This is a genomic window from Lascolabacillus massiliensis (assembly GCF_001282625.1).
GTDB classification, from domain to species: domain Bacteria; phylum Bacteroidota; class Bacteroidia; order Bacteroidales; family Dysgonomonadaceae; genus Proteiniphilum; species Proteiniphilum massiliensis.
In genome coordinates, this window is record NZ_CTEJ01000002.1 from 885,456 (window position 1) to 911,489 (window position 26,034).

24 protein-coding genes and 1 pseudogene are annotated in these 26,034 nt (G+C 37.7%); 14 read left to right on the plus strand and 11 right to left on the minus strand.

Going from position 1 to position 26,034, the window contains the following annotated elements:
• Positions 1-4 precede the first annotated feature (4 nt).
• The 5 genes from BN1354_RS08445 to BN1354_RS08465 form a co-directional block, all read right to left on the minus strand.
• The gene (locus tag BN1354_RS08445) at positions 5-1,699 is read right to left on the minus strand and encodes a lytic transglycosylase domain-containing protein (RefSeq protein WP_074010749.1); all 1,695 of its coding nucleotides are present in this window, start codon (positions 1,697-1,699) and stop codon (positions 5-7) included.
• Positions 1,700-1,743: 44 nt separating this feature from the next.
• Positions 1,744-2,469, minus strand: a complete 726-nt coding sequence (locus tag BN1354_RS08450; protein WP_053826840.1) for a DUF5683 domain-containing protein — start codon at positions 2,467-2,469, stop codon at positions 1,744-1,746.
• A gap of 10 nt (positions 2,470-2,479) precedes the next feature.
• Positions 2,480-3,385 carry a ParB/RepB/Spo0J family partition protein gene (locus BN1354_RS08455; RefSeq protein ID WP_053826841.1) on the minus strand — a complete coding sequence of 302 codons (906 nt, stop codon included), beginning with the start codon at positions 3,383-3,385 and terminating at the stop codon, positions 2,480-2,482.
• Between the two features lie 25 nt (positions 3,386-3,410).
• Positions 3,411-4,175: a ParA family protein gene (locus tag BN1354_RS08460; RefSeq protein WP_045088878.1), complete on the minus strand. Its 765-nt coding sequence runs from the start codon at positions 4,173-4,175 to the stop codon at positions 3,411-3,413.
• A gap of 138 nt (positions 4,176-4,313) precedes the next feature.
• Entirely contained in the window at positions 4,314-5,645 is a 1,332-nt protein-coding gene (locus tag BN1354_RS08465; protein WP_045088877.1) for a KamA family radical SAM protein, read from the minus strand.
• Positions 5,646-6,065: 420 nt separating this feature from the next.
• Between BN1354_RS08465 and BN1354_RS08470 the strand changes: the two genes are divergently transcribed.
• From BN1354_RS08470 to argH, 8 genes are all read left to right on the plus strand, one after another.
• On the plus strand, positions 6,066-6,692 hold the full coding sequence (locus tag BN1354_RS08470; protein ID WP_053826842.1) for a GNAT family N-acetyltransferase: 627 nt from the start codon (positions 6,066-6,068) through the stop codon (positions 6,690-6,692).
• On the plus strand, positions 6,689-7,879 hold the full coding sequence (gene argG, locus BN1354_RS08475; protein WP_045088875.1) for an argininosuccinate synthase: 1,191 nt from the start codon (positions 6,689-6,691) through the stop codon (positions 7,877-7,879). The genes BN1354_RS08470 and argG overlap by 4 nt, the downstream gene beginning before the upstream one ends.
• A complete protein-coding gene (gene argC, locus BN1354_RS08480; RefSeq protein ID WP_045088874.1) occupies positions 7,872-8,846 on the plus strand; it encodes an N-acetyl-gamma-glutamyl-phosphate reductase in 975 nt (324 codons plus the stop codon). The genes argG and argC overlap by 8 nt, the downstream gene beginning before the upstream one ends.
• A 21-nt stretch (positions 8,847-8,867) precedes the next feature.
• The gene (locus BN1354_RS08485; RefSeq protein ID WP_045090748.1) at positions 8,868-9,992 is read left to right on the plus strand and encodes an aspartate aminotransferase family protein; all 1,125 of its coding nucleotides are present in this window, start codon (positions 8,868-8,870) and stop codon (positions 9,990-9,992) included.
• Between the two features lie 5 nt (positions 9,993-9,997).
• Positions 9,998-10,951, plus strand: a complete 954-nt coding sequence (locus tag BN1354_RS08490) for an N-acetylornithine carbamoyltransferase (RefSeq protein ID WP_053826843.1) — start codon at positions 9,998-10,000, stop codon at positions 10,949-10,951.
• Positions 10,952-11,155: 204 nt separating this feature from the next.
• Positions 11,156-11,977, plus strand: coding sequence for an acetylglutamate kinase (gene argB / locus BN1354_RS08495; RefSeq protein ID WP_231623096.1), 822 nt, complete (start codon positions 11,156-11,158; stop codon positions 11,975-11,977).
• Positions 11,978-11,981: 4 nt separating this feature from the next.
• Positions 11,982-13,055, plus strand: a complete 1,074-nt coding sequence (locus BN1354_RS08500; RefSeq protein ID WP_045088872.1) for a M20/M25/M40 family metallo-hydrolase — start codon at positions 11,982-11,984, stop codon at positions 13,053-13,055.
• 51 nt (positions 13,056-13,106) lie between these two features.
• The gene (gene argH, locus BN1354_RS08505) at positions 13,107-14,402 is read left to right on the plus strand and encodes an argininosuccinate lyase (protein WP_053826844.1); all 1,296 of its coding nucleotides are present in this window, start codon (positions 13,107-13,109) and stop codon (positions 14,400-14,402) included.
• A gap of 179 nt (positions 14,403-14,581) precedes the next feature.
• Here the strand turns inward: argH and BN1354_RS08510 are convergent, their stop codons facing one another.
• On the minus strand, positions 14,582-15,193 hold the full coding sequence (locus tag BN1354_RS08510) for a DUF6448 family protein (RefSeq protein ID WP_045090746.1): 612 nt from the start codon (positions 15,191-15,193) through the stop codon (positions 14,582-14,584).
• Between the two features lie 279 nt (positions 15,194-15,472).
• Between BN1354_RS08510 and BN1354_RS08515 the strand changes: the two genes are divergently transcribed.
• From BN1354_RS08515 to BN1354_RS08530, 4 genes are all read left to right on the plus strand, one after another.
• Positions 15,473-16,252: a Crp/Fnr family transcriptional regulator gene (locus BN1354_RS08515; RefSeq protein ID WP_052673056.1), complete on the plus strand. Its 780-nt coding sequence runs from the start codon at positions 15,473-15,475 to the stop codon at positions 16,250-16,252.
• Positions 16,253-16,382: 130 nt separating this feature from the next.
• A complete protein-coding gene (gene pta, locus BN1354_RS08520) occupies positions 16,383-17,393 on the plus strand; it encodes a phosphate acetyltransferase (RefSeq protein WP_053826845.1) in 1,011 nt (336 codons plus the stop codon).
• Between the two features lie 32 nt (positions 17,394-17,425).
• A complete protein-coding gene (locus BN1354_RS08525) occupies positions 17,426-18,406 on the plus strand; it encodes a 3-hydroxyacyl-CoA dehydrogenase family protein (RefSeq protein ID WP_045088869.1) in 981 nt (326 codons plus the stop codon).
• A 48-nt stretch (positions 18,407-18,454) separates the two neighbouring features.
• Positions 18,455-19,660, plus strand: coding sequence for an acetate/propionate family kinase (locus tag BN1354_RS08530; protein ID WP_053826846.1), 1,206 nt, complete (start codon positions 18,455-18,457; stop codon positions 19,658-19,660).
• A 38-nt stretch (positions 19,661-19,698) separates the two neighbouring features.
• Here the strand turns inward: BN1354_RS08530 and BN1354_RS08535 are convergent, their stop codons facing one another.
• From BN1354_RS08535 to rpsF, 5 genes and pseudogenes are all read right to left on the minus strand, one after another.
• Positions 19,699-20,265 carry a hypothetical protein gene (locus BN1354_RS08535; RefSeq protein WP_045088867.1) on the minus strand — a complete coding sequence of 189 codons (567 nt, stop codon included), beginning with the start codon at positions 20,263-20,265 and terminating at the stop codon, positions 19,699-19,701.
• A 193-nt stretch (positions 20,266-20,458) separates the two neighbouring features.
• Positions 20,459-22,144 (minus strand): hybrid sensor histidine kinase/response regulator transcription factor, encoded by a 1,686-nt coding sequence (locus tag BN1354_RS08540; RefSeq protein WP_053826847.1) that lies wholly within the window; start codon positions 22,142-22,144, stop codon positions 20,459-20,461.
• Between the two features lie 240 nt (positions 22,145-22,384).
• Positions 22,385-22,828, minus strand: coding sequence for a 50S ribosomal protein L9 (gene rplI / locus BN1354_RS08545; RefSeq protein ID WP_045088864.1), 444 nt, complete (start codon positions 22,826-22,828; stop codon positions 22,385-22,387).
• 14 nt (positions 22,829-22,842) lie between these two features.
• Entirely contained in the window at positions 22,843-23,109 is a 267-nt protein-coding gene (gene rpsR / locus BN1354_RS08550) for a 30S ribosomal protein S18 (RefSeq protein WP_045088863.1), read from the minus strand.
• Positions 23,110-23,211: 102 nt separating this feature from the next.
• A pseudogene (gene rpsF / locus BN1354_RS08555) lies at positions 23,212-23,553 on the minus strand (30S ribosomal protein S6); the annotation flags it as partial.
• A 195-nt stretch (positions 23,554-23,748) separates the two neighbouring features.
• Between rpsF and zwf the strand changes: the two are divergent.
• Both zwf and pgl read left to right on the plus strand, forming a co-directional pair.
• Positions 23,749-25,278, plus strand: coding sequence for a glucose-6-phosphate dehydrogenase (zwf, locus tag BN1354_RS08560; RefSeq protein WP_045090744.1), 1,530 nt, complete (start codon positions 23,749-23,751; stop codon positions 25,276-25,278).
• 28 nt (positions 25,279-25,306) lie between these two features.
• On the plus strand, positions 25,307-26,032 hold the full coding sequence (pgl, locus tag BN1354_RS08565) for a 6-phosphogluconolactonase (RefSeq protein ID WP_197272046.1): 726 nt from the start codon (positions 25,307-25,309) through the stop codon (positions 26,030-26,032).
• Positions 26,033-26,034 lie beyond the last annotated feature (2 nt).

A 26,034-nucleotide genomic window follows, 5' to 3' on the forward strand; every position in this document is an offset into this window, starting at 1 on the left:
AACTTTAAAAATCCACCACAAAATCTGAGATTTTCTCTATCTCCTCTTCAATCTGAATCTCCTCTGCTTCGGTAGTTTTATTTAACTGACTTTTCAGATAATCAGAAATTATATTACTCCCGACATGTTGATCTTCCTGATTTGATTCCTGCTCCTTTTCAGCAGGTAAAGCTACAACTTTCTGTTCAACAATCAGTTGGTCATTTATATCGATTCTTGTTGACTTAAGATTATTCCATGAACGCAGTTGTGAAACAAGTACATTATTCTTTCTGGCAATTTCACCCAATGTATCACCCTTTTTAACTCTGTAATACGTATTTACAGTTGTAGTTTTGCCATCTGTAATGGTCTGTGCTAGTTGTTGCTGTGTCTCAGCCGATTGAGCAGGTGCAGCCCTCTTTCCCACAATAAGTCTCTTCCCTACACTCAGTCGATCAGAAGTTAATCCATTCCATGATTTAATCCTGGCAACCGTGGTTCCATTTCTTCTGGCAATTGTAGATAAATTATCACCTCTCTTAACCTGATAATAGACATCTGTTGTATTACCATCAGCAAGTGAGGCTGACCCATTCATATAGTCATCAGTGTATGTTCTGTGTGTAAAATATGTATCTCTGTTATAGTTTCTGATGGAATCATTCTGATCTATGTAAGCATACATTTTTTCAGTTGGTAATACCAAAGCATACGACTTGTTCCCCGGAATTATATCCTTCTTATACTGGGGATTCAATCTTTTAATCTCGCTAACCGGCATATTAAGTACACCAGCAATCTGTTCAAAATGCATCTCTTCATTAACATGAACAGTATCCAAAGCTAATTCAGAACCATAAGCACCGGCTGGACAAATATTATGATCGGCATAATGATTCATAATATAATTTGCTGCGATAAAAGCAGGCACATAACCCCTTGTTTCTCTGGGAAGACGATTATAAATCTCCCAATAATCGCGCTTACCACCACTTCTTGCAATTGCTTTATTCACATTACCCGGCCCACAATTATATGCAGCAATAACCAAATTCCAGTCTCCATATATAGTATAAAGATCTTTCAGATACTTTACTGCTGCCTGAGTAGATTTATAAGGGTCTCTGCGTTCATCTACAAGACTGTTCACTTCTAGTCCGTAACCTTTACCCGTTTTAAGCATAAACTGCCATAATCCGGTAGCTCCTACGCGTGAAACTGCAGTTGGGTTTAAGGCTGACTCAATTACCGGAAGGTACTTTAATTCAAGTGGCATTCCTTCTCTGTCGAGCGCCTCCTCAAACATTGGGAAATAATACTCCCCCAATGCAAGCATATAACTCACCTGATCTCTTCTTCTGCCTGCATACATCTCTATATGATTTTTCACCACCTGGTTATATGACAACTCCATAACGGTTGGTAAATCATATAACCTTTTGGCATATACAGAGTCGTGATATGTAATGTTTGCACCCCTTGTACAATCCAGATCAGATTTTGATAAATCAAGTTGCCACTCATGCAGAAGAGTGCCAATATTTTCGGTCATACTTTCCGGATATACAATAGAACTATCACTTATTAATCCAGAATTGTTGTTTTGCGATCTTGAGTTTTCACTCTCATTATCATTCTTGTAACTGGTATTGTTTTGAGCATATAAACCTAAGTTCCCAAATAAAAAAATCAATGATAATAGGACAGTATTTTTCATATCAGGATTTCCTCTTTATTCAATATTTTATCTGATATTAAAATCTAAAAATTAATACTCCATTGCAGACCATAGGAGCTTCCCATGTAGTTAGGCCTTTCTTCCCTTAAAAGTGCAGGCTCTATTCGCATAGATAAATCAGGACTCATATCAAAATCAAACAATTGAGCATCAACATAAGAATCAACAATTGCAAGTAAGTATAAAGCAAAAGTCCCAATTATACTCAAATCACGATAATATCTGTAATAGTCCTTCCTTTGCTGAAGAACATCCGTGAACCATTTTTGATCTACTGATTCAGGATCCATGCCAAATGGCAGCAGATTTTGCCACCTGTTAGTCTCAGGATTGCTATCCATAATATCTTGATACCCCCCAAGATAATCACTGTAATAACCGTTATTCCAAGTTATTGCATATGTAAACCCCACAAAACCACCGTACAAGATAGGTAATTTCCAGTACTTTCTATTATAAATCTGACCCAGACCCGGAAAAATGGCTGAATATATTACAGCCTTCCTGGGTGTAGGTTTAAACATATACATAGGAGCGGAGAACTTATCTGAATATGTTTCAGGAAGTAAAAGTGGTGATTTTCTGTCTATTACAACAACATCAGCTGAATCACCCTCAATCGCAAAAGTTGAATCCTTTGCAACTATCTGTAATGAATCAGTATGTTGTTGAGTAGAAAAAATCTGTGCATGCAATCCGGCAGAATAAAATATAAACAGCAGAAAAACATGCAATCCGGAAACCTTCATACTAAATTTGTTATTTCATTTTATCGAACATAACTATAATTCTTTCCAGTTCATCTGACGAATTAAAAGGAATTGTAATCTTCCCTTTTCCATTCTTATTATAGGAGAACTGAACATCTGTTTCAAAATAGGAAGAGAGATGCTTCTTTAAAATTTCGAAGTCATCCGATAATTTCTGTTTTGTTTTCTTATTTTCTGATTTTGTACTTTTACCTTCGGGATTTATGATATCCTCAATCTGCTTTCCATCACTATACTCTCTTACAATTGTCTCTACGTTTCGCACAGAAAGACCTTCTTGTAATATAACATTATAAAGTGAAAGCTGAGCAACAGGATCGTTCATGGTTACCAAAGCTCGTGCATGACCCATATCTATCTTTTTATCTTTGACACCCATTTGAACTTCAGCAGGCAATTTTAAAAGACGCAGGTAGTTAGCTACAGTGGCTCTTTTTTTCCCTACTCTTTCACTAAGCTGCTCCTGAGTCAAAGATAGTGTGTTGATAAGTTTCTGATAAGCCAATGCAATCTCTATGGAGTTAAGATCTTCACGCTGAATGTTTTCAATCAGCGCCATCTCCATAGTCTCATCATCATCGGCAGTTTTTATATATGCAGGTATTGACGTTAATCCTGCCATCAACGATGCGCGGTAACGTCTCTCTCCGGCAATTATTTCATAAGAATCTTCATCAATCTCTCTTAAAGTAATAGGTTGAACAAGACCGATTGATTTTATTGAAGCTGCAAGCTCCTGAAGAGCCTCTTCATCGAAAGACCTTCTTGGTTGATCAGGATTTGGTGCAATTTTATGAAGTTCAACCTCACTAATTGATGAGGAGCCCTGTGTATCGCCTTCATTAAAGGTTATCAGTGCATCCAATCCTCGTCCTAATGCATTCTTTTTTGCCATAATTTAATTTGTCAGATCTACAAAGTTAGGCATTTTTTCCAATAAGTTCCTGTGCAAGCTGAAGGTAATTGATAGCCCCTCGCGAACCGGCATCATACATTAACGCAGGCTGAGCAAAACTTTGTGATTCACTAAGAGTGATATTTCTCTGGATTACCGTAGTAAATACCAGCTCTTTAAAGTGATGTTTCACCTCCTCATAAATCTGGTTATGAAGTCTTAAACGTGAATCATACATAGTTAGAACAAACCCCTCAATTTCGAGGGATTTGTTAAGTTTTGATTTAATAATCTTAATAGTATTCAACAACTTACTTAGTCCTTCAAGTGCAAAATACTCACACTGAACAGGAATCATTACAGAATCGGCAGCAGTAAGTGCGTTAACTGTAATTATGCCTAAAGATGGTGAACAATCAATCAGAATATAGTCATATATTTCCTTTAATGGCAAAAGTAATTCCCGTAGTCTTTTCTCTCTGTTATCCATTTGAACCATCTCCACTTCCGCTCCTACCAGATTAATATGTGAAGGTATGATATCGATATTTTCAAATGGAGTGTTGAGTATAGTATCCTGAGACTTGCTTTTACCAATCAGTCCTTCATAAATAGTATTCTCCACACTTTTAATATCGATACCTAAACCTGAGGAGGCATTTGCCTGTGGATCTGCATCAACTACGAGCACCTTTTTATCTAAAGCTGCCAACGAGGCTGCAAGATTAATTGTAGTAGTTGTTTTACCAACTCCGCCTTTCTGATTTGCCAAAGAGATTATTCTTCCCATACTTCAATTTTCATAAAGCAACTTTCTTATGTTGCTTCAGATGGCAAAATAAACAATAAATCGAATATTTTTGTGTTAAATATTTAAAACGTTATCTTTTTTGTTGATAAGTAAGTTGATATGTTAGTTATTTTCTTACTATTCCCAAATAAAATCAGTGTCTCTTCCATTCTTTCCTAACAGATTATCTTTCTGAAAGAAAAACTCTTTTTCTCCAAATGCAGGCACTAATTCATCAAACCAAGTTGCCTTTTTATCATATTTCGCGAAGAAAGGTATATCAATTAATTTTGGGTTACGGCATTGAATAAATCTCAGCACAAATACTTTTTCTCCATGTACCTCTGTCACACCCAGTACTTGAACCTTACCCGGACCAGCACTCATACTTGGTCCTCTTACGGTGCGACTAACCCCACTAACACTTCTGTATGCTTTGCGGAAAATATCCCATGCTTTCTCTAGTGGCACATCAAAAAACTCTTTAGATCCGGTATCTCTGGCTACAAACATATAATAGGGTATTAAACCAAGTCTAACCTGCTCTTTCCACATATTTGCCCATATTTTAGGATCATCATTTATATGTCGCAGTAGTGGCGATTGAGTTCTAATCTGTGCACCTGTATTTCTAATACGTTCAATTGCCTGCTTCACTACATCAGTAGATAATTCAGCCGGATGATTGAAATGCGCCTGGAAGGCAAGATGTTTACCCGCTTTCTGCACTTTTTCAAACAGCATAAGAAGGTCATCTGCATCCTTATCTGTTAAAAATCTGTATGGCCAGTATGAAAGAGTTTTAGTTCCAATACGTATATTTTTGATATGATCAAATTCTTTAGTAAGCAGTGGTTCAATATATGCAGCCATTATACTTGCTTTTGCAGTAAGAGGGTCACCACCTGTAAAAAGAACATCTGTTACTTTAGGATGTTTTAAAAGATATCTATGCAGCAGATCAGCCTCCTTCATTGCAAACTTAAGTTCATTCATGCCAGAAAACTGTGGCCAGCGGAAACAGAATGTGCAATATGCGTGACAAGTCTGTCCCTGACTGGGAAAAAACAATACAGTCTCTCTGTATTTATGCTGCATACCGTGCAGCTTTATTCCGTCAACCATTGGAATATTCTTTTCCTGACCTGCAGGATTAGGATTCAGTTTCATCCTTATATCATAAACCTTCTGTTTAAGAGCTGCCTCATCTCCTTTGTCCAAAAGTGATTTCACTTCATTATAATTTTTCCTGGATAACATCTCCTTTCTGGGAAATGTGAGTGTAAAGATTGGATCATTGGGAACATTATTCCAATCGATAAGCTGCTCCACAACATAGTTATTAGCTTTGAACGGTAATACCTGACCAACTACCCTGATAGCTTCCTGTTCTTCTTGAGTTAGAGAACTAATTTGGGGTAAATCGGTAAAATTCCTAAGAATATAATTTCTGTACTTAATTGTTTCCATATTATATATTAATTTTTAACACAGGAGAGAATAAAAACCTGCAGATGTGGTTCAGGTTGATATGTGTTGTTTTCACCTGAAACACAAAAATAAGGAAAAAGCGTCAAAAAGACAATTTTTATAACACTTTTTCTCAATTTCAACGACAACCGTTAACATTTTGCTCTATTACCTTTTATTATAATAGATATTTTTTTTAAAGTATTGCTATTATTAAATTATTATTACTACTTTTGCGGTTCTATGATAATGTTTTTATCACATACAAACCTTCAACAAGCAGCAGTCCTTGTCCGACGACGCTCTTGATTTATATACAGACAGCAAACAGTATGCTGACTCTGTCCCTCCGTCTATTTACTTTTGTCGCTTTATTGCGATTATTCACAACACAACAACTATCTTTTTTATTATATTAAAATGAATGTAGAAATTCATATTGCAAACAGCAGTTTTGTAGGTTATTCTCAAGAGATATGCGATTTGATTTACGAATCAGCACAGGCTCGTGGCACCGGTATTGCTAAACGCAGTGCCGAATATGTTGCAGAAAAAATTGAGGCAGGTAAAGCCGTCATCGCTCTCGACGGTGATAAATTAGTAGGCTTTTCATATATTGAAACGTTCAGTCACAAACGATTTGTAGCCAACTCCGGATTGATTGTACACCCTGATTATCGTAACCAGGGCCTTGCAAAAAAAATCAAAAGGACTATATTTGATCTTTCACGCAAGCTATATCCTAACGCTAAAATATTTAGTATTACTACTGGATTAGCTGTAATGAGAATGAACACGGAGCTTGGATTTAAACCTGTAACTTTTTCTGAGCTTACAGATGATGAAGAGTTTTGGAATGGTTGCAAAGGTTGCAGAAATTACGATATATTGCAGCGTAACAACTTTAAAATGTGTCTCTGTACTGGTTTGCTTTATGATCCCAAGGATCCTTCCACACAACCTGTTCAGAAGCCCAGCACATTCGCCAAAAAGGTTGTAAAACCGGTAATCAAAACAAGAAAACCAAATAAATTATATAAGAAATGAAACAGAAAGTAGTTTTAGCATTCAGTGGTGGTCTCGACACCTCCTTTTGCGTCCCTTATCTAATGAATGAAAAAGGGTTGGAAGTACACACCGTAATAGTTAATACGGGCGGATTCTCTGATGAAGAAGCAGCTAAAATTGAAGAACGTGCCCTTAAACTGGGAGCTGCCTCTCATACATGCATAGATGCTGTTAATGATTATTATAATAATGGTATTAAATATCTGATATTTGGCAATGTGTTAAAGAACAACACATATCCTCTTTCAGTTAGCTCTGAACGCTTCTTTCAGGCAATGGCAATACTTGAACATGTAAGAAAAACAGGGGCAGATTATGTTGCACATGGAAGTACAGGTGCCGGGAACGATCAGGTAAGATTCGACCTGGTGTTTGAAGTTCTGGCTCCTGAAGTAAAAATAATTGCTCCGATACGTGAGCTGAGCCTCTCTCGTCAGCAGGAGATCGACTATCTCAAAGAGAAGGGATTTGACTTTTCATGGGAAAAATCAAAATACTCAATAAACCAGGGTATCTGGGGAACAAGTGTGGGTGGAGTTGAAACATTGAAATCATCAGGTGTACTTCCTGAAGAAGCCTACCCATCGCAAGTAGTAAATCATGGAACAGAAAGAATCACCATAGGTTTTGAGAAGGGAGAACCTGTTAAACTAAATGGTGAGAAAATGGATCCGGTTGAATTGATACACAAACTGCATAAAACTGCATCACAGTACGGGATTGGTCGCGATGTCCACGTAGGAGACACAATTATTGGAACAAAGGGCAGGGTTGCTTTCGAGGCACCGGCTCCTCTTATTATTGTTAAAGCGCATCACCTGCTGGAAAAGCATGTTCTTACAAAACAGCAGCTCTACTGGAAAGATCAGCTCTCCAACTGGTACGGTCAGCTTATGCATGAGGCTCAATACCTTGAACCGGTTATGCGAAATATAGAAACATTCCTCAACGATACACAGAAATATGTAACAGGGGAAGTTGAAGTTGAGCTTCGTCCATATCACTTCTCGGTATTGGGCTGCTCAAGTGAGTTCGATCTAATGAGTTCGAAATTCGGCGAATATGGCGAAAGCAATAAATCTTTTACAGGTCAGGATGTGGTAGGATTTACAAAAGTAACTGCCAATCCATTGAAAATTTATTATACAATTCACGATAATGATTAATGTAAGTATAGCAGGTGGAACAGGATATACAGCGGGAGAACTTCTGCGTATCCTGCTTCACCACCCTGAGGTAAATATTGAGTCGGTAATCAGTACAACATCCGTTGGAATGTCTGTATCTGATATACACAGAGATCTGATTGGAGAAACCGATCTTGTCTATAGTGATACTTTTAAAAATCCCGATGTAATATTTCTTTGCCTGGGACATGGATTATCGAGAGAATTTCTTGAGAAGAATGAACTGCCAGCAGGATGCAAGGTTATAGATCTGGGGAACGACTTCCGCAATCAACCTGAATTTGGAAACAGGAAGTTTGTTTTTGGATTATGCGAACAGAACCGCGAAGAGATTCGTAAAGCTGATAACGTTGCCAATCCGGGTTGTTTTGCCACAACAATAATGCTGGCTCTTTTACCACTTGCATCAAAGAATCTTTTAACAGAAGATATTCACATACATGCCATCACAGGCTCAACTGGAGCAGGAAAGAAACCTGGCGAAACAACACATTTCAGTTACCGCGACAATAATATCTCTGTTTACAAACCTTTTACTCATCAGCATCTTGAAGAGATCAGCAACACACTTATTTCTGCAGGTAACAGTAACCTGCCACAAATCAACTTTGTGCCAATGAGAGGTGATTTTACCCGTGGGATCTTTGCAAGCTTATATACAAAATGGAATGGAACCATTACTGATGATGAAGCAATTGCATACTTCAAAGATTATTATGCCGACTCACCTTTCGTGTTTGTTTCTGATAAACCCATCAGTCTCAAAGAGGTTGTAAACACAAATAAATGTCTTCTGCATATTGAATTCCATAACGGTTATATACATATAACATCAATATCTGACAATCTGGTAAAAGGTGCATCTGGTCAAGCCGTACAGAACATGAACCTTATGTTTGGTTTTGATGAGTCGCTTGGATTAAAATTAAAGGGAAGTGCGTTTTAATTTTAAATTGTAAGAATGAAAATGGAACTATTTGATGTATACAGTTTATGGAATATTGAGCCAGTTAAGGCTAAGGGATGTCATGTCTGGGACAATGAGGGTAATGAATATCTTGACCTGTATGGCGGACATGCAGTAATTTCCATAGGTCATTCACACCCCGTTTATATAAAAGCAATAAGTGATCAGGTAGAGAAGATAGGCTTTTACTCTAATTCAGTACTAAATTCACTGCAGAAGACTCTTGCTCAAAAACTTGGTGAGCAAAGCGGGTATACCGACTACTCTCTTTTCTTATGCAACTCAGGTGCTGAGGCCAACGAGAATGCACTTAAACTGGCCTCTTTTTATACAGGGAAAAGCCGGGTAATAGCTTTCAAAGAGGCATTTCATGGTCGCACCTCCGGAGCAGTCGCAATCACAGACAATCCAGATATACAATCACCTTTCAACAGTGGCCATGAAGTCACATTTTCAACACTCAACGATATAGCTTCTGTAGAGGCAGAGTTAAATAAAGGTGATGTTGCAGCTGTAATTATTGAGGGAATTCAGGGTGTAGCAGGTATATTTGTTCCCGAAGCTGAATTTCTGCAGCAACTCGACCAGCTTTGCAAAAAACATAACGTCCCTTTAATACTCGATGAAATTCAATCAGGATATGGTCGTTCCGGAAAGTTCTTTGCTCATCAGTTTGCAGATATAAAGCCCGATCTGATTACTACTGCTAAGGGCATGGGCAACGGGTTTCCTATAGGAGGTCTGCTGATTTCTCCTAAATTTGAAGCAAAAAAAGGAATGCTGGGTACAACCTTCGGTGGGAATCATCTTGCATGTGCTGCTGCGATTGCTGTTCTCGATGTTATCAAAGATGAATCACTTGTTGATAATGCAGCTTCTGTGGGCGAGTATCTGAAAGAAAAACTGCTAAATATTAATGGTGTAGTTGATGTACGTGGTTATGGACTAATGCTCGGTATAGAGTTTAAACCTGAATATTCATCTGTTCGTAACCAGTTGTTGTTCGAAAGTCATATCTTTACCGGTGGAGCAAAAAACAACATAATGCGACTACTCCCTCCTCTCTCGATTACAAAGGAGGAGATCGATATTTTTATTGACGAACTAATAAAGAAATTAAACTAAATAATATGAGAAACTTTACATCCGTACACGACATAGGTGATCTGAGTCTGGCTCTGGAAAAAGCAATGTTTGTCAAAGAACATCCATATGCAGATCAGGAAATGGGAAAAAATAAAACATTGTTGATGATATTCTTCAATTCTAGTCTGCGCACCCGCTTAAGCACACAAAAAGCAGCTCTTAATCTCGGGATGAATGTAATCGTTCTTGATATTAATCAAGGTGCATGGAAGCTTGAGACCGAAAAAGGAGTAATTATGGATGGTGATAAACCTGAACATATACTTGAAGCTATCCCGGTTATGGGTTCCTATTGTGATATTATAGGTGTAAGGTCTTTCGCTCAGTTCGAAAATAAGGAGTATGACTATAACGAGGTTATCCTTAATCAGTTTATTCATTATTCAAGGCGACCCGTATTCAGTATGGAGGCTGCTACGCGTCACCCTCTTCAGAGTTTTGCCGATCTGATTACTATTGAAGAGTTTAAGAAGAAGGAGCGACCAAAAGTGGTGCTGACTTGGGCTCCTCACCCTAAACCTCTTCCGCAGGCTGTTTCCAATTCTTTCGCGGAGTGGATGAATGCAACTGATTATGAGTTTGTAATTACTCATCCTGAGGGATATGAACTGGATGAGAAGTTTGTCGGCAATGCAACTGTTGAATATGACAGAGAAAAAGCATACAAAGGAGCTGATTTTATTTATGCTAAGAACTGGGCAGCCTATAAAGATCCCAATTATGGTAAAATCTTGAGTACAGATCGCTCGTGGACAGTTGACTCCGCCAAGATGGCACTTACTGATAATGCTTATTTTATGCACTGTCTTCCTGTTCGCCGCAACATGATTGTGAGCGATGAAGTGATAGATGGTTCGCAATCTATTGTCATTCCTGAGGCAGCTAACAGAGTTGTTTCCGCTCAAGTTGTTCTTAAAGAGATTTTGAAGGATTTGTAATCTTAATTATCCGGTTTCCAGGGATTATTTTCTTCTTTAAATAAAGGTATGATTTTTTCTAGTTTACACTATTTTTTTAACCCATTAGCTGCTTGTTCACTATTTGATTTAAACTCGCATTAATAAGACAGAAAATCAAATTCATTGTTCGATTCGCAGAATATACATTTTCGTTGTACAAAGAAGAAAAACTGTAGTCAAGAAATGATGATGAATAATAATGATAAAAATAATCGAAACAACAATATAGCTAAACTTTCTATTGTAAAAATCGGAGGGAACATCGTTGATAATCCCAAAGCATTAGAAACATTCCTTACTGATTTCAACTGTCTGGAAGGACCAAAAGTGCTGATTCATGGTGGAGGTGCAATTGCTTCAAAAATGTCAGTACAACTTGGCATTGAGACAAAGAAGGTAGATGGCAGAAGAATAACTGATGCTGAAACCCTTAAAATTGTCACAATGGTTTATGCCGGACTGATTAATAAAGACATTGTTGCTTCTCTTCAGAAACTTGGGTGTAACGCCATTGGTTTGTCTGGTGCTGATGCAAACTGCATTCCTTCTATTCGCCGATCACCTGAACCAATTGATTTTGGTTTTGTTGGGGATCCTGATCCTCAGAAAGTGAATAAAGATTTCATATCTAAACTGGTTGAAAGTGATATAACACCTGTATTTTGTGCAATCACACATGATGGTAATGGCACACTCCTCAATACTAATGCTGATACAATAGCTTATACGGTTGCCACGGCGCTCTCAGGGATGTATAAAACTGTTCTCTATTACTGTTTTGAGAAAGAGGGTGTGCTTATGAATATAGATGATCCTGAAAGCCTTATCGAGAGTATTAACCGTGATGAGTGCGATAAACTTATTGAACAGGGTGTAATTGCAGATGGGATGATTCCAAAACTGTTTAACTCATTTAATGCAATATCACATGGCGTTTCTGAAGTAATAATCCTGCATGCAAAGAATCTGTTGACAGGAAAAGGAACAGTATTGATTAATAGTTAATTAAATGGTTGAAAATAAGAACATAGATAATGCTGCTGAACTACTCAGGGAGCTTGTGTCACTAAAAGCTTACTCAGGTCAGGAGGAGTTACGCACTGATTTTCTTACAGATTATTTCAAACAGAAAGGTATCACCGGTGAAAGAATAGGAAATAACCTTATATTCCGTCAGCCTGATCATGATGCAAGTAAACCAACATTAATGCTAAACTCGCATCTGGACACAGTTCTGCCCGCTTCCGGTTATAGTATCGATCCATTTAACCCAGGAAAATCAGACACTCATGTTTATGGTCTTGGCAGCAATGATGCAGGTGCCAGTGTAGTTTCTATGATACACACCTTCCTGCATTTTTATAATAATCCTTTGCCAATAAATTTGATGCTGGTTCTCTCAACAGAAGAGGAGAATTCGGGTCCCAACGGTATGCGCCTTTTATGGGAAAAGCTGAGACCTTATGTGGATATGGCTATAATTGGAGAACCAACGGGAATGAGGGGTGCTATTGCTGAGCGCGGTTTGCTGGTTATAGATGGTATGGCAAAAGGTATAAGCGGTCATGCCGCTCGTAACGAAGGTGTAAACGCACTCTATATTGCACTGGAAGATATTAACACATTGAGGTCTGTTAGGTTCGACAGAATTTCACCAACTATGGGAGAGGTGAAATTAACTGTCACTCAAATAATGGCCGGCACCCAGCATAATGTGGTACCTGACCATTGCAGCTTTGTTGTGGATATACGTCCAACAGAGCAATACAGCAACAGTGAAATTATGGAAATTCTTCAGCCCTTGGTTAAAAGTGAGCTAAAGGCTCGTAATCTGACCAACAGAAGTTCCGCTACTCCGGAAAATCATTGGTTGATGAAGTGCACCGCACAGTTGGGTATCGAGACATACACCTCTCCAACTACATCTGACTGGATGAGGATAACCTGCCCTGCAATAAAAATGGGGCCGGGCGAATCATCTCGCTCTCACCAGGCGGATGAGTATGTACTTATCAGTGAAATTGAACAGGGTATTAAGGGTTATATCAGTTTTGTTTCGCAACTTACTGAGATTATTGATTGATAATCGTTTTATAAACGATTTATTTCGTAAAACATACAATAATAAAGATAGATGGCAAAAATATGGGATAAAGGCTTTGATGCCAACAAACTGGTGGAGGAGTTCACTGTAGGGAATGACCGGAAACTGGACCTGCGACTGGCTAAGCATGATATAATCGGATCAATGGCACATATCAAAATGCTGGTTAAGATTGGTCTTCTCGATGAAGATGAGGAAAAAACACTTCAGGATGAGCTTCAAAACATTTTAGCAGAGGTAGAAAAAGGTAACTTTAGACTCGATGATGATGTAGAAGATATCCACTCTCAGATTGAAGCTATGCTTACAGAGCGTTTGGGAGAGATTGGCAAAAAGATCCATTCAGGTAGATCCCGCAATGATCAGGTACTTGTTGATATAAAACTTTATCTGAAAGAGGAGATAAAACAGATCAAAGATGAGGTACTGCAGCTATTTAATCTATTACAGTCACTAAGCGAACAGCATAAAGACAGCTTACTTCCGGGATATACACATGCACAAATTGCTATGCCATCCTCATTTGGGTTATGGTTTGGTGCTTATGCAGAATCACTGGTTGATGATATGCACTCATTAGCTGCAGCATGGAGAGTGGCTGATCAGAACCCACTTGGTTCTGCAGCAGGTTACGGCAGCTCTTTCCCTCTTGACAGAGAGATGACTACCAAAGAACTTGGTTTTGGTACGATGAGCTACAACGTAATTGCAGCACAAATGGGCAGAGGAAAAACAGAACGTGTACTGGCTCAGGGAATGGCAAATATAGCTTCAACACTAAACAAACTGGCTGCAGATAACTGTATGTATCTGTCTGGTAACTACGGATTCATCTCTTATCCTAAAGAACTCACTACCGGATCAAGCATTATGCCACACAAAAAAAATCCTGATGTATGGGAGCTGATAAGAGCTTATAGCAACCGATTACAAAGCCTCCCAAATGAGATAACGATGATGACAACAAATATGACTCATGGATATCATCGTGATTATCAACTGTTAAAAGAGGTGCTGTTTCCTGCAATTGAAACTCTCCACTCGATCTTAGGAATGTCTCACTTTATGCTTCAGCACATAAGCGTAAATAATGATATACTTTCAGATCCAAAATACAACTACCTTTTTACAGTGGAAGAGGTAAACAATCTTGTCCTACAGGGAATACCTTTTCGTGAAGCATATCAGATAGTTGGCAAGAAAGTTCAGGAAGGTACTTTTACAGCAGAGAAAAAGGTTAACCATACTCATGAGGGTAGTATAGGTAATCTATGTACACCTGAGATCAGACAAAAAATGAGTCTGGCTTCAGAAGTAATTAAGTAAAAGCTGGTACATTTTTCTTATTTTGGACTTACCTTGCTCTTATATCGCTCTTATAAAGCTCAGTTGCAAAAGAGAAAGGTAAGGCTAATTTAGGTATAATAAAACGGTGATTTAAGACTGAAATGCTTATGATCACCGTTTCTTTTGTTCATGAAGATTTGATTTTACCTGATTTGATTTTAGTGACTGTGGCCACCTCCACCTAATAATATGTCATGTACAGCCTCAATACTATGGGTGTAGTCTACATATGCTGCAACATATTCACGCCCCTCCTCTACTGAATTGTCTTTCACTTTGAATAAAGCCTCTGTCTTGTCGAATTTCTCCTGTAGTACTCCATTTATATGGTTGTTAAGTGCTTTAAGCAAGCTTTCAAAATCGCCCGTTTCAAGAGCTTTATCACTCATCATTGTGATTGGTGCGACCGATCCTGCAGGTTTTAAGCCTGTAAAACTTGCTCCTTCCATTTCGCGATGCAGACGTACAAATGTTTCGAAGAAGTGCTTTTTCACAATTTCATATATCTCCTTATCACCATTTCTCAGGCTGTATGTTTTGTGAAACAGAGGTACAACCTCAGCCTCCATATCAGCATCGATCCACTTTAGGATCAGATCAACATTGTTGGTTTCCAGAGCTTTTGCTGCATCTTTAAGTGCAGGTCCGTCAAATGAGTCACAATGGGCTGAAGCTGTTTGTGTACTTATTATTGTAAATAATGCGAAAAGAGATAGTGTGAGTATCTGCTTTGTCCAATTCATTTTAAATGAGAAATTACCTGTTTTCATAATTCTGTTTTTTAAAGAGTTGCTATGCTTAAATGTTTTTACTAATTTCGTTTTATTCATGTTAAGTTCGATATTGGAAACTTTTTCTAGAAGCTTCTGTTTTATTTGTCGCCAAAACCGAAATTATTTTTTTACTTTCTTATTATGTATTGCAAAGATATGCTCTGTAATACCCGATAATTGTCACCAGGGCGACACTCCTGAGTTCTTAACATTATTTAGCAACAAGGTAAGAAAAATCATCTTTACATTCTTACTATCAACATATTCAAAAAGATAATGGAAAATCAAAAAGGGCTTTCACACGATCATTTAGCACGCCTGCTTAGGGAGCATAATATCATTAAGGGTGAATTTGCAGGTCATTCTCATCAACATGATGAGCATAAACAGGACCATTCGGGACAATCTTTAACTTACTGTCCGTTATTCAGGAATATGAGTCAGACTGAACATGACCGTTTTCTCGATAGAAATGTAAAGGAGGTGCTGACGTTTAAAAAAGGGGAGACTATTGTTATGCAGGGTGATCCGATTAGTTCTGTTATGCTTCTTGTAATGGGAAGCGTGAGAACGGAGATGATTACCATGGAGGGAAATATTCTGGATATAGATATAATGGAGGCTGTTATACCTTTGGCCCCCTCTTTTATATATGGTGAGAGAAATATTTATCCATTCGATGTGATTGCAGTGGAGCCATGCATTTTTCTGAAGATTTCGAAAGAGGCATGGCTTGAAGAGATGTCAAACAATAAACAGATGCTTACCAATTTTCTTACAATGAATGCAGATTTAACTCTCTATCTTACAAGTAAACTGCAGATGATTTCACTGAAGAGTCTGAGGAAGAAACTGGCAACATTCTTTCTGGAAAAGACCACTGCTGAGTCCGGTACATTTACACTTAAACGGTCCCGCACTCAACTTGCAGAGTTTTTTGGTGTGCAGAGGCAGTCACTTGCCCGCTCTCTGAAAGAAATGGAGGATGATGGAATAATCAAGCTTGATGGTCGTAAAGTGACAATTATTGACAGGAACAAGCTGATAAGAGAGTGATGCTTTCCTTTTACATTGAGATTTACTATTTATTTAGCTCATTTTTTTGTACTTTTGCGGTTTATACTTTATAATTAATTATATAGTATCCTGATTATCTTGATTGAAAAACCAAAACAAATATAAAATAATGAACTTACTCGAAAGTATTATAGAGAGAGCTAAAGCTGATAAACAGCGAATAGTATTGCCGGAGGGGACAGAAGAAAGAACTCTTCGTGCTGCTGATTTAATATTGTCAAACGGCATTGCAGACATCATACTGCTTGGTGATGAACAATCAATCAAGGAATCAACAAAAAAAATGGGATTGAATAATATCGATAAAGCAACGATAGTAAATCCAAAAGAACACACAAAGAAAAAAGAATATACAGATCTTCTTGTTGAGATAAGAAAGAATAAAGGGATGACTTTTGAAAAAGCATCGTCCCTTGTGGAAGATCCTCTATACCTGGCATGCCTGATGATTAAAAATGGTGATGCAGATGGGGAGATAGCAGGCGCTCAGAATACCACTGGTGATGTGTTGCGGCCGGCACTACAGATTATAAAAACTTTACCGGGTGTGAAGGTTGTATCTGGTGCTTTCATAATGTTTACACAGACACCTCAATATGGAGAGAACGGTATTTTGTTGTTCGCTGATTGTGCCGTGATGCCAAACCCGAATGCAGAGGAGCTTGCATCAATTGCTGTTTCATCGGCTAAAACCATGCAGAGCCTTGTTAATGTAGAGCCTAGAATAGCAATGCTTAGTTTCTCTACTAAAGGAAGTGCTGATCATGAGATGGTGGACAAGGTGAGAGAGGCAACAGACCTGGCTAAAAAGATGGATAGCAACCTGCTTATAGATGGTGAGTTGCAGGCAGATGCAGCATTGGTGCCATCAGTTGGTTCAAGCAAAGCTCCGGGCAGCCTTATAGCAGGGAAAGCTAATGTATTAGTTTTCCCCTCACTAGAATCGGGAAATATAGGTTATAAGCTGGTTCAGAGACTTGGCAATGCACAGGCAGTTGGTCCTGTATTGCAGGGTATGGCTGCACCGGTAAACGACTTATCAAGAGGTTGCTCTGTCGAAGATATTTATAACATGGTAGCAATTACAGCAAACCAGGCAATCGGACTAAAAAAGAATTAAATAAAAACAAATAGATAAATAGCCACATTCTTATGAGTGAAATGATTATAGAACCAATTGAGAAGTATGGACTTACCATAACATCTGATAGTAAGAAAAAGCCATTGTTCTCAAGAATTGGAGTTGTAGGTGCCGGTAAAGAGGGAAGAAATATTATCAATATGACTGCAACAGCAGGAATGGAGGTAGTATTTCTTGAAGAATCTCAGGAGAGGATTGATGTTGTGATTAAGGAGATTGAGAAGGTAATGGATCACAAGATCAAGAACTGGGGTCTTACTCAGGCAGAAAAAAGAATCATTATGAACCGCATTACTCCTACTCTGCAATATGAGGATTTTGCCGGTTGCGATATGGTAATTGAATGTACAAGATTTACTGAAGGTGGGCGTAGAAGTACTCCTTTGAGAAAAAGCATATTTAAAAGACTGGAAGAGATCCTGGACACAGATGCTATAATTGCCACAAACGGATCAGTAGTGATTATCAGTGAACTTGCTTCGGAACTGGTTCACAAGGATAGATGTGTGAGTCTTTATTTCCCGGTTGCTCATCCTGATGCACGTATACTTGAGATTGTGAGCGGTATGTATACTTCAGAGGAGGTTTACAGCAAAATGGAGGTTTTTGCTAAGCTGATTAACTATAAGCCGCATCGTATAAACGAGAGCAACGGAAACGTGAGTATGCGTATAATGGTTAACATGCTGAATGAGGCCTGTCAGATTCTACTGGAGAGAGTTTGCTCACTGGAAGATATTGAGGAGACTTATACGATAATATATGGTCAGCGCTACGGTATATTCAGAATGGCTGATATAATAGGGATAGAACGACTTGTTACTCTTATGGAAGCGATGTTCAACGAATTTGGTGAGAAACACTATAAGCCCAATCCGATTTTATGGAAACTGTACAGATCCAACCAATTGGGTATACGTACCGGTAAGGGATTTTATATCTACGATGAAAATGGGAACCCTGTTTCGGTAAACAAGGCGGTGATAAATTAACTGAATTCAGAAAAAAAGAGAAAGGTTAAAAGAAAAACAAAGACTAAAATGAAGATATTGGTTTTAAATTGCGGCAGTTCTTCCATAAAGTATAAACTTTTCGAAATGGAGAGTAAGGAAGTGATAGCTCAGGGCGGTATAGAAAAGATTGGTATGAAAGGTTCTTTCCTGAAGCTGACACTGCCTGATGGACAAAAAGTTATGCTCGAAGGAGAAATTCTTGAACATCGTGCAGGAATAGAATATATTCTGGGAGTACTGTTAAGTGAGAAATATGGCTGCATAAAAACAATCGATGAGATTAAAGCTGTGGGTCACAGAGTGGTCCATGGAGGTGAACGCTTCAACTCAAGTGTACTTATTACAGATGAGGTTATTGATATGCTCAATGAGTGTATTGAGCTTGCACCTCTGCACAATCCACCTAATCTTAAAGGTATATATGCCATTCAGGAGCTTCTGCCGGGCACACCACAGGTGGGTGTTTTTGACACTGCTTTTCATCAAACTATGCCTGACTATGCATATATGTATGGTTTACCCTATTCTCTTTATGAAAAATATGGAATCAGGCGTTATGGATTTCATGGTACTAGTCACCGCTATGTTTCCCGTCGCGCATGTGAGTTCTTAGGTGTACCGTATGAGGATCAAAGAATAATAACTGCTCATATAGGTAATGGTGGTTCTGTTACAGCAATCAAGAATGGTAAATCAATTGATACCAGTATGGGAATGACTCCTGTGGAAGGCCTGATCATGGGTACTCGCTCCGGTGATATTGACCCGGGCGTTATCTCTTACATTATGGAAAAAGAGAATATGGGAACTAAAGGGATATCAACCCTTTTAAATAAGTTTTCCGGTATGCTGGGTATCTCAGGTGTATCATCTGATATGAGAGAGATAGAAGAGGCAATTGAAGGTGGTAACAAAAGAGCTATAATGGCTTTAAAAACCTACTGCTACAGGATTAAGAAATATGTTGGTTCTTATGCAGCAGCCCTTGGTGGTGTTGATATTCTTGTATTTACAGGTGGAGTTGGAGAAAACCAGGCAAGTGCACGTAAGGCTGTTTGTGAGAACATGGAATATATGGGAATCGAACTAGATGAAGAGTTAAATGATTCGGTTAGAGCTAAAGAAGTAGTTATAAGTAAACCCACTTCAAAGGTGAAAGTATTGATAATTCCAACTGACGAGGAACTTACCATTGCAAAGGATACTGTTGAGATTTTGAATCAGGTTAATTAGTTTATCGATTAACTGGTTTTGTAAAAAAATGGTATGCTTCAGACAAGTAAGTTAATACTGTTATAATCCTTGGGAGTAACTAATATTTTCACCCCTCTTACAGCAATTCCCGCTTGTGAGGATACTCCTGAAGCTGAAATAGTTTTAATTATAAATGAGTAATCAGAACCTCTTTGATAGAAGTATGTTATGATTTTAAACAATCCGGAAGAACTTATGCCTGGCATTTGATGCCAGGCTGTTTCTTCTTCATCTGTTGGGTTGTAATATGCTAATAAAATACTGTTGTCGATAGTCTCCTTGGATATATCAGGCATAACCAACTCCTGAATTCCAACTAAAATCATTTCACCATAATTAAAAACAAGGGCTCCATCTTCAGACAGGCTAACGGTTGATCTAATCTTTTCAGGGTTCTTTGATAAAGCATCTTCTTTATTTAGATTGTTATCCTTCAGGAAATCTTTAATTTCATCCAGGTCTATATCTTGAGGCTGACCTATCACTTCACCGGGACCTAAAGGTCCTTCCTCATCTTCACAACTAGTTATTGCCAAAAAAGCACATGAAATTACTATAAAGCTGAATAATTTTGACACTTTCATACCTGTAATTTTTAAAATGTTGATGTTAATATGTGACGATCAAATGTAATATTTACAGAAAAAAAGTGTTAGGATTTTTACAGCCAGTTTTTGTAATTCTAACGCATTAACAATTAAAATATTTGTCTTTTTATTGCAAATGAAACGCTATAATATTATATGTGTGATTGTTAGGTGTGCAAATAAGTTTTCACTAACTGTGAAGGCGACGATATTGTGAGGGGGAAACTTTGGTTATTTTTTTGAATGTGCGGGAAAAATAGGCTATATCATAATATCCACACTCTTCTGCAATAGATCCTATGGGCATATCTCCATTTTCTAACATCTTTTTTGCGTACTCGATACGTAATCTGCTTATAAAATTTGATGGAGAGTAACCTGCAATTGCAGTCAATTTCCTGTTTAGCTGAGAAGTGCTGAGAGAAAGTCTCTCGGCAAGAGATACTACAGTGAAGTCGGGCTTGTGCATCTCTGAATAAACAATATCGGTGACTCTTTGTAGGAAACTTAGATTTAAATCAACAGTTTGTGGTTTCTCACCCTTTAAAATTGAATGCATATATTTTTCCTTCAGGAGTCGCCTGTTCCCCAGTAAGGCATCTATCTGAGCCATTAGCTCATTTGAAGTAAAAGGCTTCATGATATATGCATCCGCACCATACTGCAAACCCTTTATTCGATCGTCTACAGTACTTTTAGCTGTTATAAGTATAATAGGAATATGATTAATAAGTGCTGAATCTCTAATATCCTTGCATAGGGATAATCCATCTTTATTAGGCATAACTATATCAGAGATAATTATATCAGGTATCATGTTATGGGCTACATCCAATCCTTTGACACCATCTTCCTCTACAACCACCTCATATCGGTTTTCCAGCATCGATCTTAGATAAAGTACAACATCTCTGTTATCTTCAATCAATAGTATTTTTGTATTAGAGTTATCCTCAGATATTTCCTTAGGCATTATTATATGCTGAAGTGCTTTTTTGAACAGGTCAGGACTATCTGTGTTGCTTTTATCGACAACAGTTATCTTTTCTGGCTCGCTATTCTGAATAGGTATAGTGACTTTGAATACTGATCCGGCATTCACCTCACTTTCAACTTCTATGTTCCCTTTCATGGCTTCAACTAACTGCTTAGTGTAGCTTAAACCTATACCAGTGCCATTATTTGAATCTGATTTTGATACTTGATAAAATAGGTCAAATAGTTTTTTTTGATGTTCTTTGGATATCCCAATTCCCTGATCAGCTACTTCTAAAATAAACTGCTCTTTGTCTAATTTAACTGAAACCCTTATGATACTATTCGAGGGACTGAATTTAATAGCATTTGACAATAGGTTCTGAAGTATATTCTGGAAATATTCAGGGACAAAATTCATGGTTATTTCTGGCTGATTACTCGTGAAGGTTATTGACTGTTCTTTTTTCTTTGCATATATACTGATTGAATCGATAACCATCTCAAGATATGGTATTATATTTCCTTTCTCCCATCGAATCAAGTCCTTACTTGCATTTATTTTGGACATATTCAATAATTGATTTACCAGCTTAAGCATTTGCTGCCCTTGCCGTTCAATTGCATCCATAAATGATTTAGACTCCTTTGAGCTTAGGCTATCCGCTGTTTTCAACTCACTGTTCAACCCGAGAATTACAGTTATAGGAGTACGAAACTCATGAGTAATATTCCTGAAAAAAACTGATCGTTTATCAATCAGATCACTCAACTTTCTATTGTCTTTAATAATCTTCAAAAAAGCAAAAAAGAAAAACAATAATAGAAACAGGAGCAGGACCACTATGATTACAGAAGCATATAGCAGAGATTTTCTAATTATAATTTCATCTCCCCCCATTTATTTTAAAAAAAAAGATTTTCTTTTTTTACAACCAAGTCTAATTATTCTGTCTCATATAACGTAAATTTACATATAATGTTTATTTAAGTCTCAAAAGTAATATTATGTAAGATATTTATTGATTTATATTTTATATTATAACATCTGGTAGCCAGGAGCGTATTTTAATAATTAACAATAAAAAAACCCCGGTATATTAATATATACCGAGGTTCTTAAGTTTCTATAAAGGTTCTATTATTCAGCTACCACTTCAAATGGAACTTCTACTGATACCTCTTTATGTAATTTAACTACAGCTGTGTAGTTACCTACTTCTTTTACCTGATCTTTAATCTGGATAAGTTTGCGATCAACTTCGAAACCTTTTTCTTGTAATGCATCAGCAATCTGGATATTTGTTACAGAACCAAAGATTGTACCAGTTGAGCTGGTTTTGGCTCCAATTGTTAGTGTAACACCCTCCATTTTGTCTGCTACAGCCTGAGCATCAGCTTTAATCTGAGCAAGCTTGTGTGCACGTTGTTTCTGGTTTTCAGCTAAAACTTTCTTAGCAGATTCGTTCGCGATAATTGCCTTACCCTGAGGAATGAGATAATTGCGGGCATAACCCTTTTTCACATTCACTATATCATCCTTGTATCCAAGGTTAAGTATATCTTCTTTTAATATTACTTCCATTTCTATTTCCTCCTTTATTTCATTAAATCGGTTACATATGGAAGTAGAGCAATATGACGAGCTCTCTTCACTGCTTGAGCCACACGACGCTGGAATTTCAAAGATGTTCCTGTGATTCTTCTTGGTAAAATTTTACCCTGTTCATTCAGGAATTTCTTTAGAAACTCAGGATCCTTATAATCGATATATTTTATTCCGTTCTTTTTGAAACGGCAATATTTCTTTTTCTTTACATCCACCGAAAGTGGTGTTAAATATCTTATTTCCGATTGTTTAGCCATCTCTTAATCCTCCATTTCGTTAATGGTTAATTCAGGCTGCTCTGACTCAGAAACCTGAACATGATCTTTCCTTTTTTTGCTTTCTGCTGAAGAAGGGTCAGCCTCCTTTTTCTTTCCGCCTTTATTGTTTCTTCTTTTGAGTGCATACTCATAAGCGAACTTATCTTGTTTCACAGTAAGGAAACGGATTACGCGCTCATCACGACGGAAATTGATTTCCAGTTTTTCGATCACTGAAGGGTCAGCTTTGAATTCAAGAAAAGTGTAAAATCCGGTTGTTTTCTTGTCGATATTGTAGGCAAGTTTGCGCAGGCCCCAATCTTCTTCATTCACAATCTCGGCTCCTTGCTCTGTAAGGAGGTTCTTGAATTTTTCAACCGTCTCCTTCATCTGAACATCAGATAAAACGGGAGTTAAAATGAAAACGGTTTCGTAATTATTCATACTTAATTAACTATTAATGTTTTAAATAAAATTTCTCGGTTTTTCGAGGTGCAAAGATACAATAAAATATCTTATCCACAAATCTATAATTATGAAAAGCTTATGTAGTTTATGATGATTTTTCTTAAAAAAAAGCGCGATCAACTTTTTCCTGTTAAATTTGTTCTTTCAATATATCCAAGATGTATTTAAATGATGAAAAAGAAAACCAACCAAGCACTTGTTATTTTTGGTGCTTCGGGCGATTTGACATATCGCAAGCTTATTCCTGCAGTGTTTGATCTATATATGAATGATTCACTGCCCGAAGGTTATGCCGTATTGGGAGTGAGCCGCACTCCGTTTACGAATGATAAGTTCCGTAAGAAAATGAAGGAAGGTATCCGACAGTTTGCCCGTTATAAAGATACTACTAATGAAAAACTTGATGGATTTCTTTCAAAACTATTCTATCTGAGTATTGATACTGATAAAGGAGAAGAGTATGGCCGGGTAAAGGAAAAGCTTGACAAACTGAATAAAAAATTTAATCTGGGACAAAACTATATATTTTATCTCTCTACACCACCAGCTCTATACAGTACTATACCGAAATATCTGTATGGACATGGACTTACTATACAGCAAAAAGGGTTCCGCAGGCTAATCATTGAGAAACCGTTCGGACACGATCTGAAGTCGGCTGTTGAATTAAACAACCAATTACTGGAATTCTTTGACGAGGATCAGATTTACAGGATTGATCATTATCTTGGTAAAGAGACAGTTCAAAATCTAATGGTCACAAGATTTGCCAATGGAATATATGAACCACTCTGGAACAGGAACTTTATTAAACATGTAGAGATAACAGCAGCAGAAAGTCTTGGCGTTGAAGGCAGAGGAGGATATTATGATGGTGCCGGCGCATTACGTGATATGATACAGAATCATCTCCTTCAGGTTCTTTCACTGATTGCAATGGAACCTCCGGCAAAAATAACTGCTGAGGATATCAGATATGAGAAGATGAAAGTATTTCGATCACTTCGACCATTCAGCAAGAGCGACCTGAAAAAAAACGTTATTCGCGGGCAATATACAGAAGCAACAGTAAGAGGTAAACATTACAAGAGTTACAGAGATGAGCTGAATGTTGATCCGCAGTCAAGAACAGAAACTTATGCTGCCATGAAGATCTTTATTGACAACTGGCGCTGGGAGGGTGTTCCATTCTATATTCGCAGTGGAAAAAGATTACCGACAAACGTATCAGAAGTAGTTATTCATTTCAGGCCCTCACCTCAAAAACTTTTTAAGTTGGAAGATGAGTCCACACACTCAGATAATCAGCTGATTCTAAGAATTCAGCCGGACGAAGGGATATTGCTTAAAACAGGAATGAAAGTGCCTGGCAATGGGTATGAGGTTAAATCTGTAAATATGGATTTTCACTATTCTGAGCTAAATAATCACTATATACCTAGTGCATATGAAAGATTGATACTCGACTGTATGTCTGGTGACAACATGCTCTATATGCAGGGAGAAGCTGTAGAAGAGACTTGGAAATTTGTTCAGCCCATACTCGACTATTGGGAAAATGATGAGGATGCACCTCTTCATGGGTACCCATCTGGTTCGTGGGGACCAGATGTAGCAGATGATCTTATTGAGGGAAAAGAGAGCACATGGCGTTATCCATGCAAGAATCTTGCTGAGGATGGCGTTTATTGTGAATTATAAAATAGGAAGATTACTATATATATTAATAATGGATATACAGATATTTGAATCTTTAAAGGAATTAAACCAGTCTTTTACAGAGTGGCTGCAAGAGATATTAAAAAAGAAAAAGAGTATAACCGTAGCACTTTCGGGAGGATCTACACCAAAGTCGCTATTCAACTACTGGTCTGAATTGCCCGAAGGTGAGATAGAATGGACAAAAATAAAATTCTTTTGGGGTGATGAGCGTTGCGTGCCTCCTTCAGACGATCAAAGCAACTATAAAATGACAAATGATCATCTGTTCAATAAGGTAAACATCCCAAAGGAAAATATCTTCCGTATCAAAGGCGAAAACAGCCCTTCAAGTGAAGCATATGAATATAGCGACCTCTTAAATCAAAATATTAAAGTTGTGGATAATATACCAGTTTTCGATATTATTATTCTTGGTATGGGTGATGATGGTCACACAGCATCCATTTTTCCACATGAGATAGAGCTATGGAACAGCAGCAGGAACTGCGTAGTAGCAACACATCCGGAATCGGGTCAAAAGCGGGTAAGCATTACAGGCAGAGTTATTAATGCAGCTGACAATGTAGCTTTTTTAGTAACCGGTGAAAACAAAGCTGATAAAATCAAGGAGATAATCGAGAATCCTTTAGAATCAGAAAAAAAATATCCGGCTGCATTGGTGCAACCGGAGTCTGGTAATCTAATCTGGTTTATTGATAATAAGGCAGCAGGTAGATTAACTGGCAACAGTTAATC

Coding starts and splice junctions, on each gene's coding strand:
- BN1354_RS08485 (WP_045090748.1), top strand. CDS start 8,868: ATGGAACTATTTGATGTATACAGTTTATGGAATATTGAGCCAGTTAAG.
- BN1354_RS08510 (WP_045090746.1), bottom strand. CDS start 15,193: ATGAAAACAGGTAATTTCTCATTTAAAATGAATTGGACAAAGCAGATA.
- argG (WP_045088875.1), top strand. CDS start 6,689: ATGAAACAGAAAGTAGTTTTAGCATTCAGTGGTGGTCTCGACACCTCC.
- BN1354_RS08455 (WP_053826841.1), bottom strand. CDS start 3,385: ATGGCAAAAAAGAATGCATTAGGACGAGGATTGGATGCACTGATAACC.
- BN1354_RS08445 (WP_074010749.1), bottom strand. CDS start 1,699: ATGAAAAATACTGTCCTATTATCATTGATTTTTTTATTTGGGAACTTA.
- argB (WP_231623096.1), top strand. CDS start 11,156: ATGATGATGAATAATAATGATAAAAATAATCGAAACAACAATATAGCT.
- pta (WP_053826845.1), top strand. CDS start 16,383: ATGAACTTACTCGAAAGTATTATAGAGAGAGCTAAAGCTGATAAACAG.
- BN1354_RS08500 (WP_045088872.1), top strand. CDS start 11,982: ATGGTTGAAAATAAGAACATAGATAATGCTGCTGAACTACTCAGGGAG.
- BN1354_RS08450 (WP_053826840.1), bottom strand. CDS start 2,469: ATGAAGGTTTCCGGATTGCATGTTTTTCTGCTGTTTATATTTTATTCT.
- BN1354_RS08460 (WP_045088878.1), bottom strand. CDS start 4,175: ATGGGAAGAATAATCTCTTTGGCAAATCAGAAAGGCGGAGTTGGTAAA.
- zwf (WP_045090744.1), top strand. CDS start 23,749: ATGAAAAAGAAAACCAACCAAGCACTTGTTATTTTTGGTGCTTCGGGC.
- rplI (WP_045088864.1), bottom strand. CDS start 22,828: ATGGAAGTAATATTAAAAGAAGATATACTTAACCTTGGATACAAGGAT.
- rpsR (WP_045088863.1), bottom strand. CDS start 23,109: ATGGCTAAACAATCGGAAATAAGATATTTAACACCACTTTCGGTGGAT.
- BN1354_RS08490 (WP_053826843.1), top strand. CDS start 9,998: ATGAGAAACTTTACATCCGTACACGACATAGGTGATCTGAGTCTGGCT.
- BN1354_RS08465 (WP_045088877.1), bottom strand. CDS start 5,645: ATGGAAACAATTAAGTACAGAAATTATATTCTTAGGAATTTTACCGAT.
- BN1354_RS08535 (WP_045088867.1), bottom strand. CDS start 20,265: ATGAAAGTGTCAAAATTATTCAGCTTTATAGTAATTTCATGTGCTTTT.
- argH (WP_053826844.1), top strand. CDS start 13,107: ATGGCAAAAATATGGGATAAAGGCTTTGATGCCAACAAACTGGTGGAG.
- pgl (WP_197272046.1), top strand. CDS start 25,307: ATGGATATACAGATATTTGAATCTTTAAAGGAATTAAACCAGTCTTTT.
- BN1354_RS08525 (WP_045088869.1), top strand. CDS start 17,426: ATGAGTGAAATGATTATAGAACCAATTGAGAAGTATGGACTTACCATA.
- BN1354_RS08530 (WP_053826846.1), top strand. CDS start 18,455: ATGAAGATATTGGTTTTAAATTGCGGCAGTTCTTCCATAAAGTATAAA.
- BN1354_RS08470 (WP_053826842.1), top strand. CDS start 6,066: ATGAATGTAGAAATTCATATTGCAAACAGCAGTTTTGTAGGTTATTCT.
- argC (WP_045088874.1), top strand. CDS start 7,872: ATGATTAATGTAAGTATAGCAGGTGGAACAGGATATACAGCGGGAGAA.
- BN1354_RS08540 (WP_053826847.1), bottom strand. CDS start 22,144: ATGGGGGGAGATGAAATTATAATTAGAAAATCTCTGCTATATGCTTCT.
- BN1354_RS08515 (WP_052673056.1), top strand. CDS start 15,473: ATGGAAAATCAAAAAGGGCTTTCACACGATCATTTAGCACGCCTGCTT.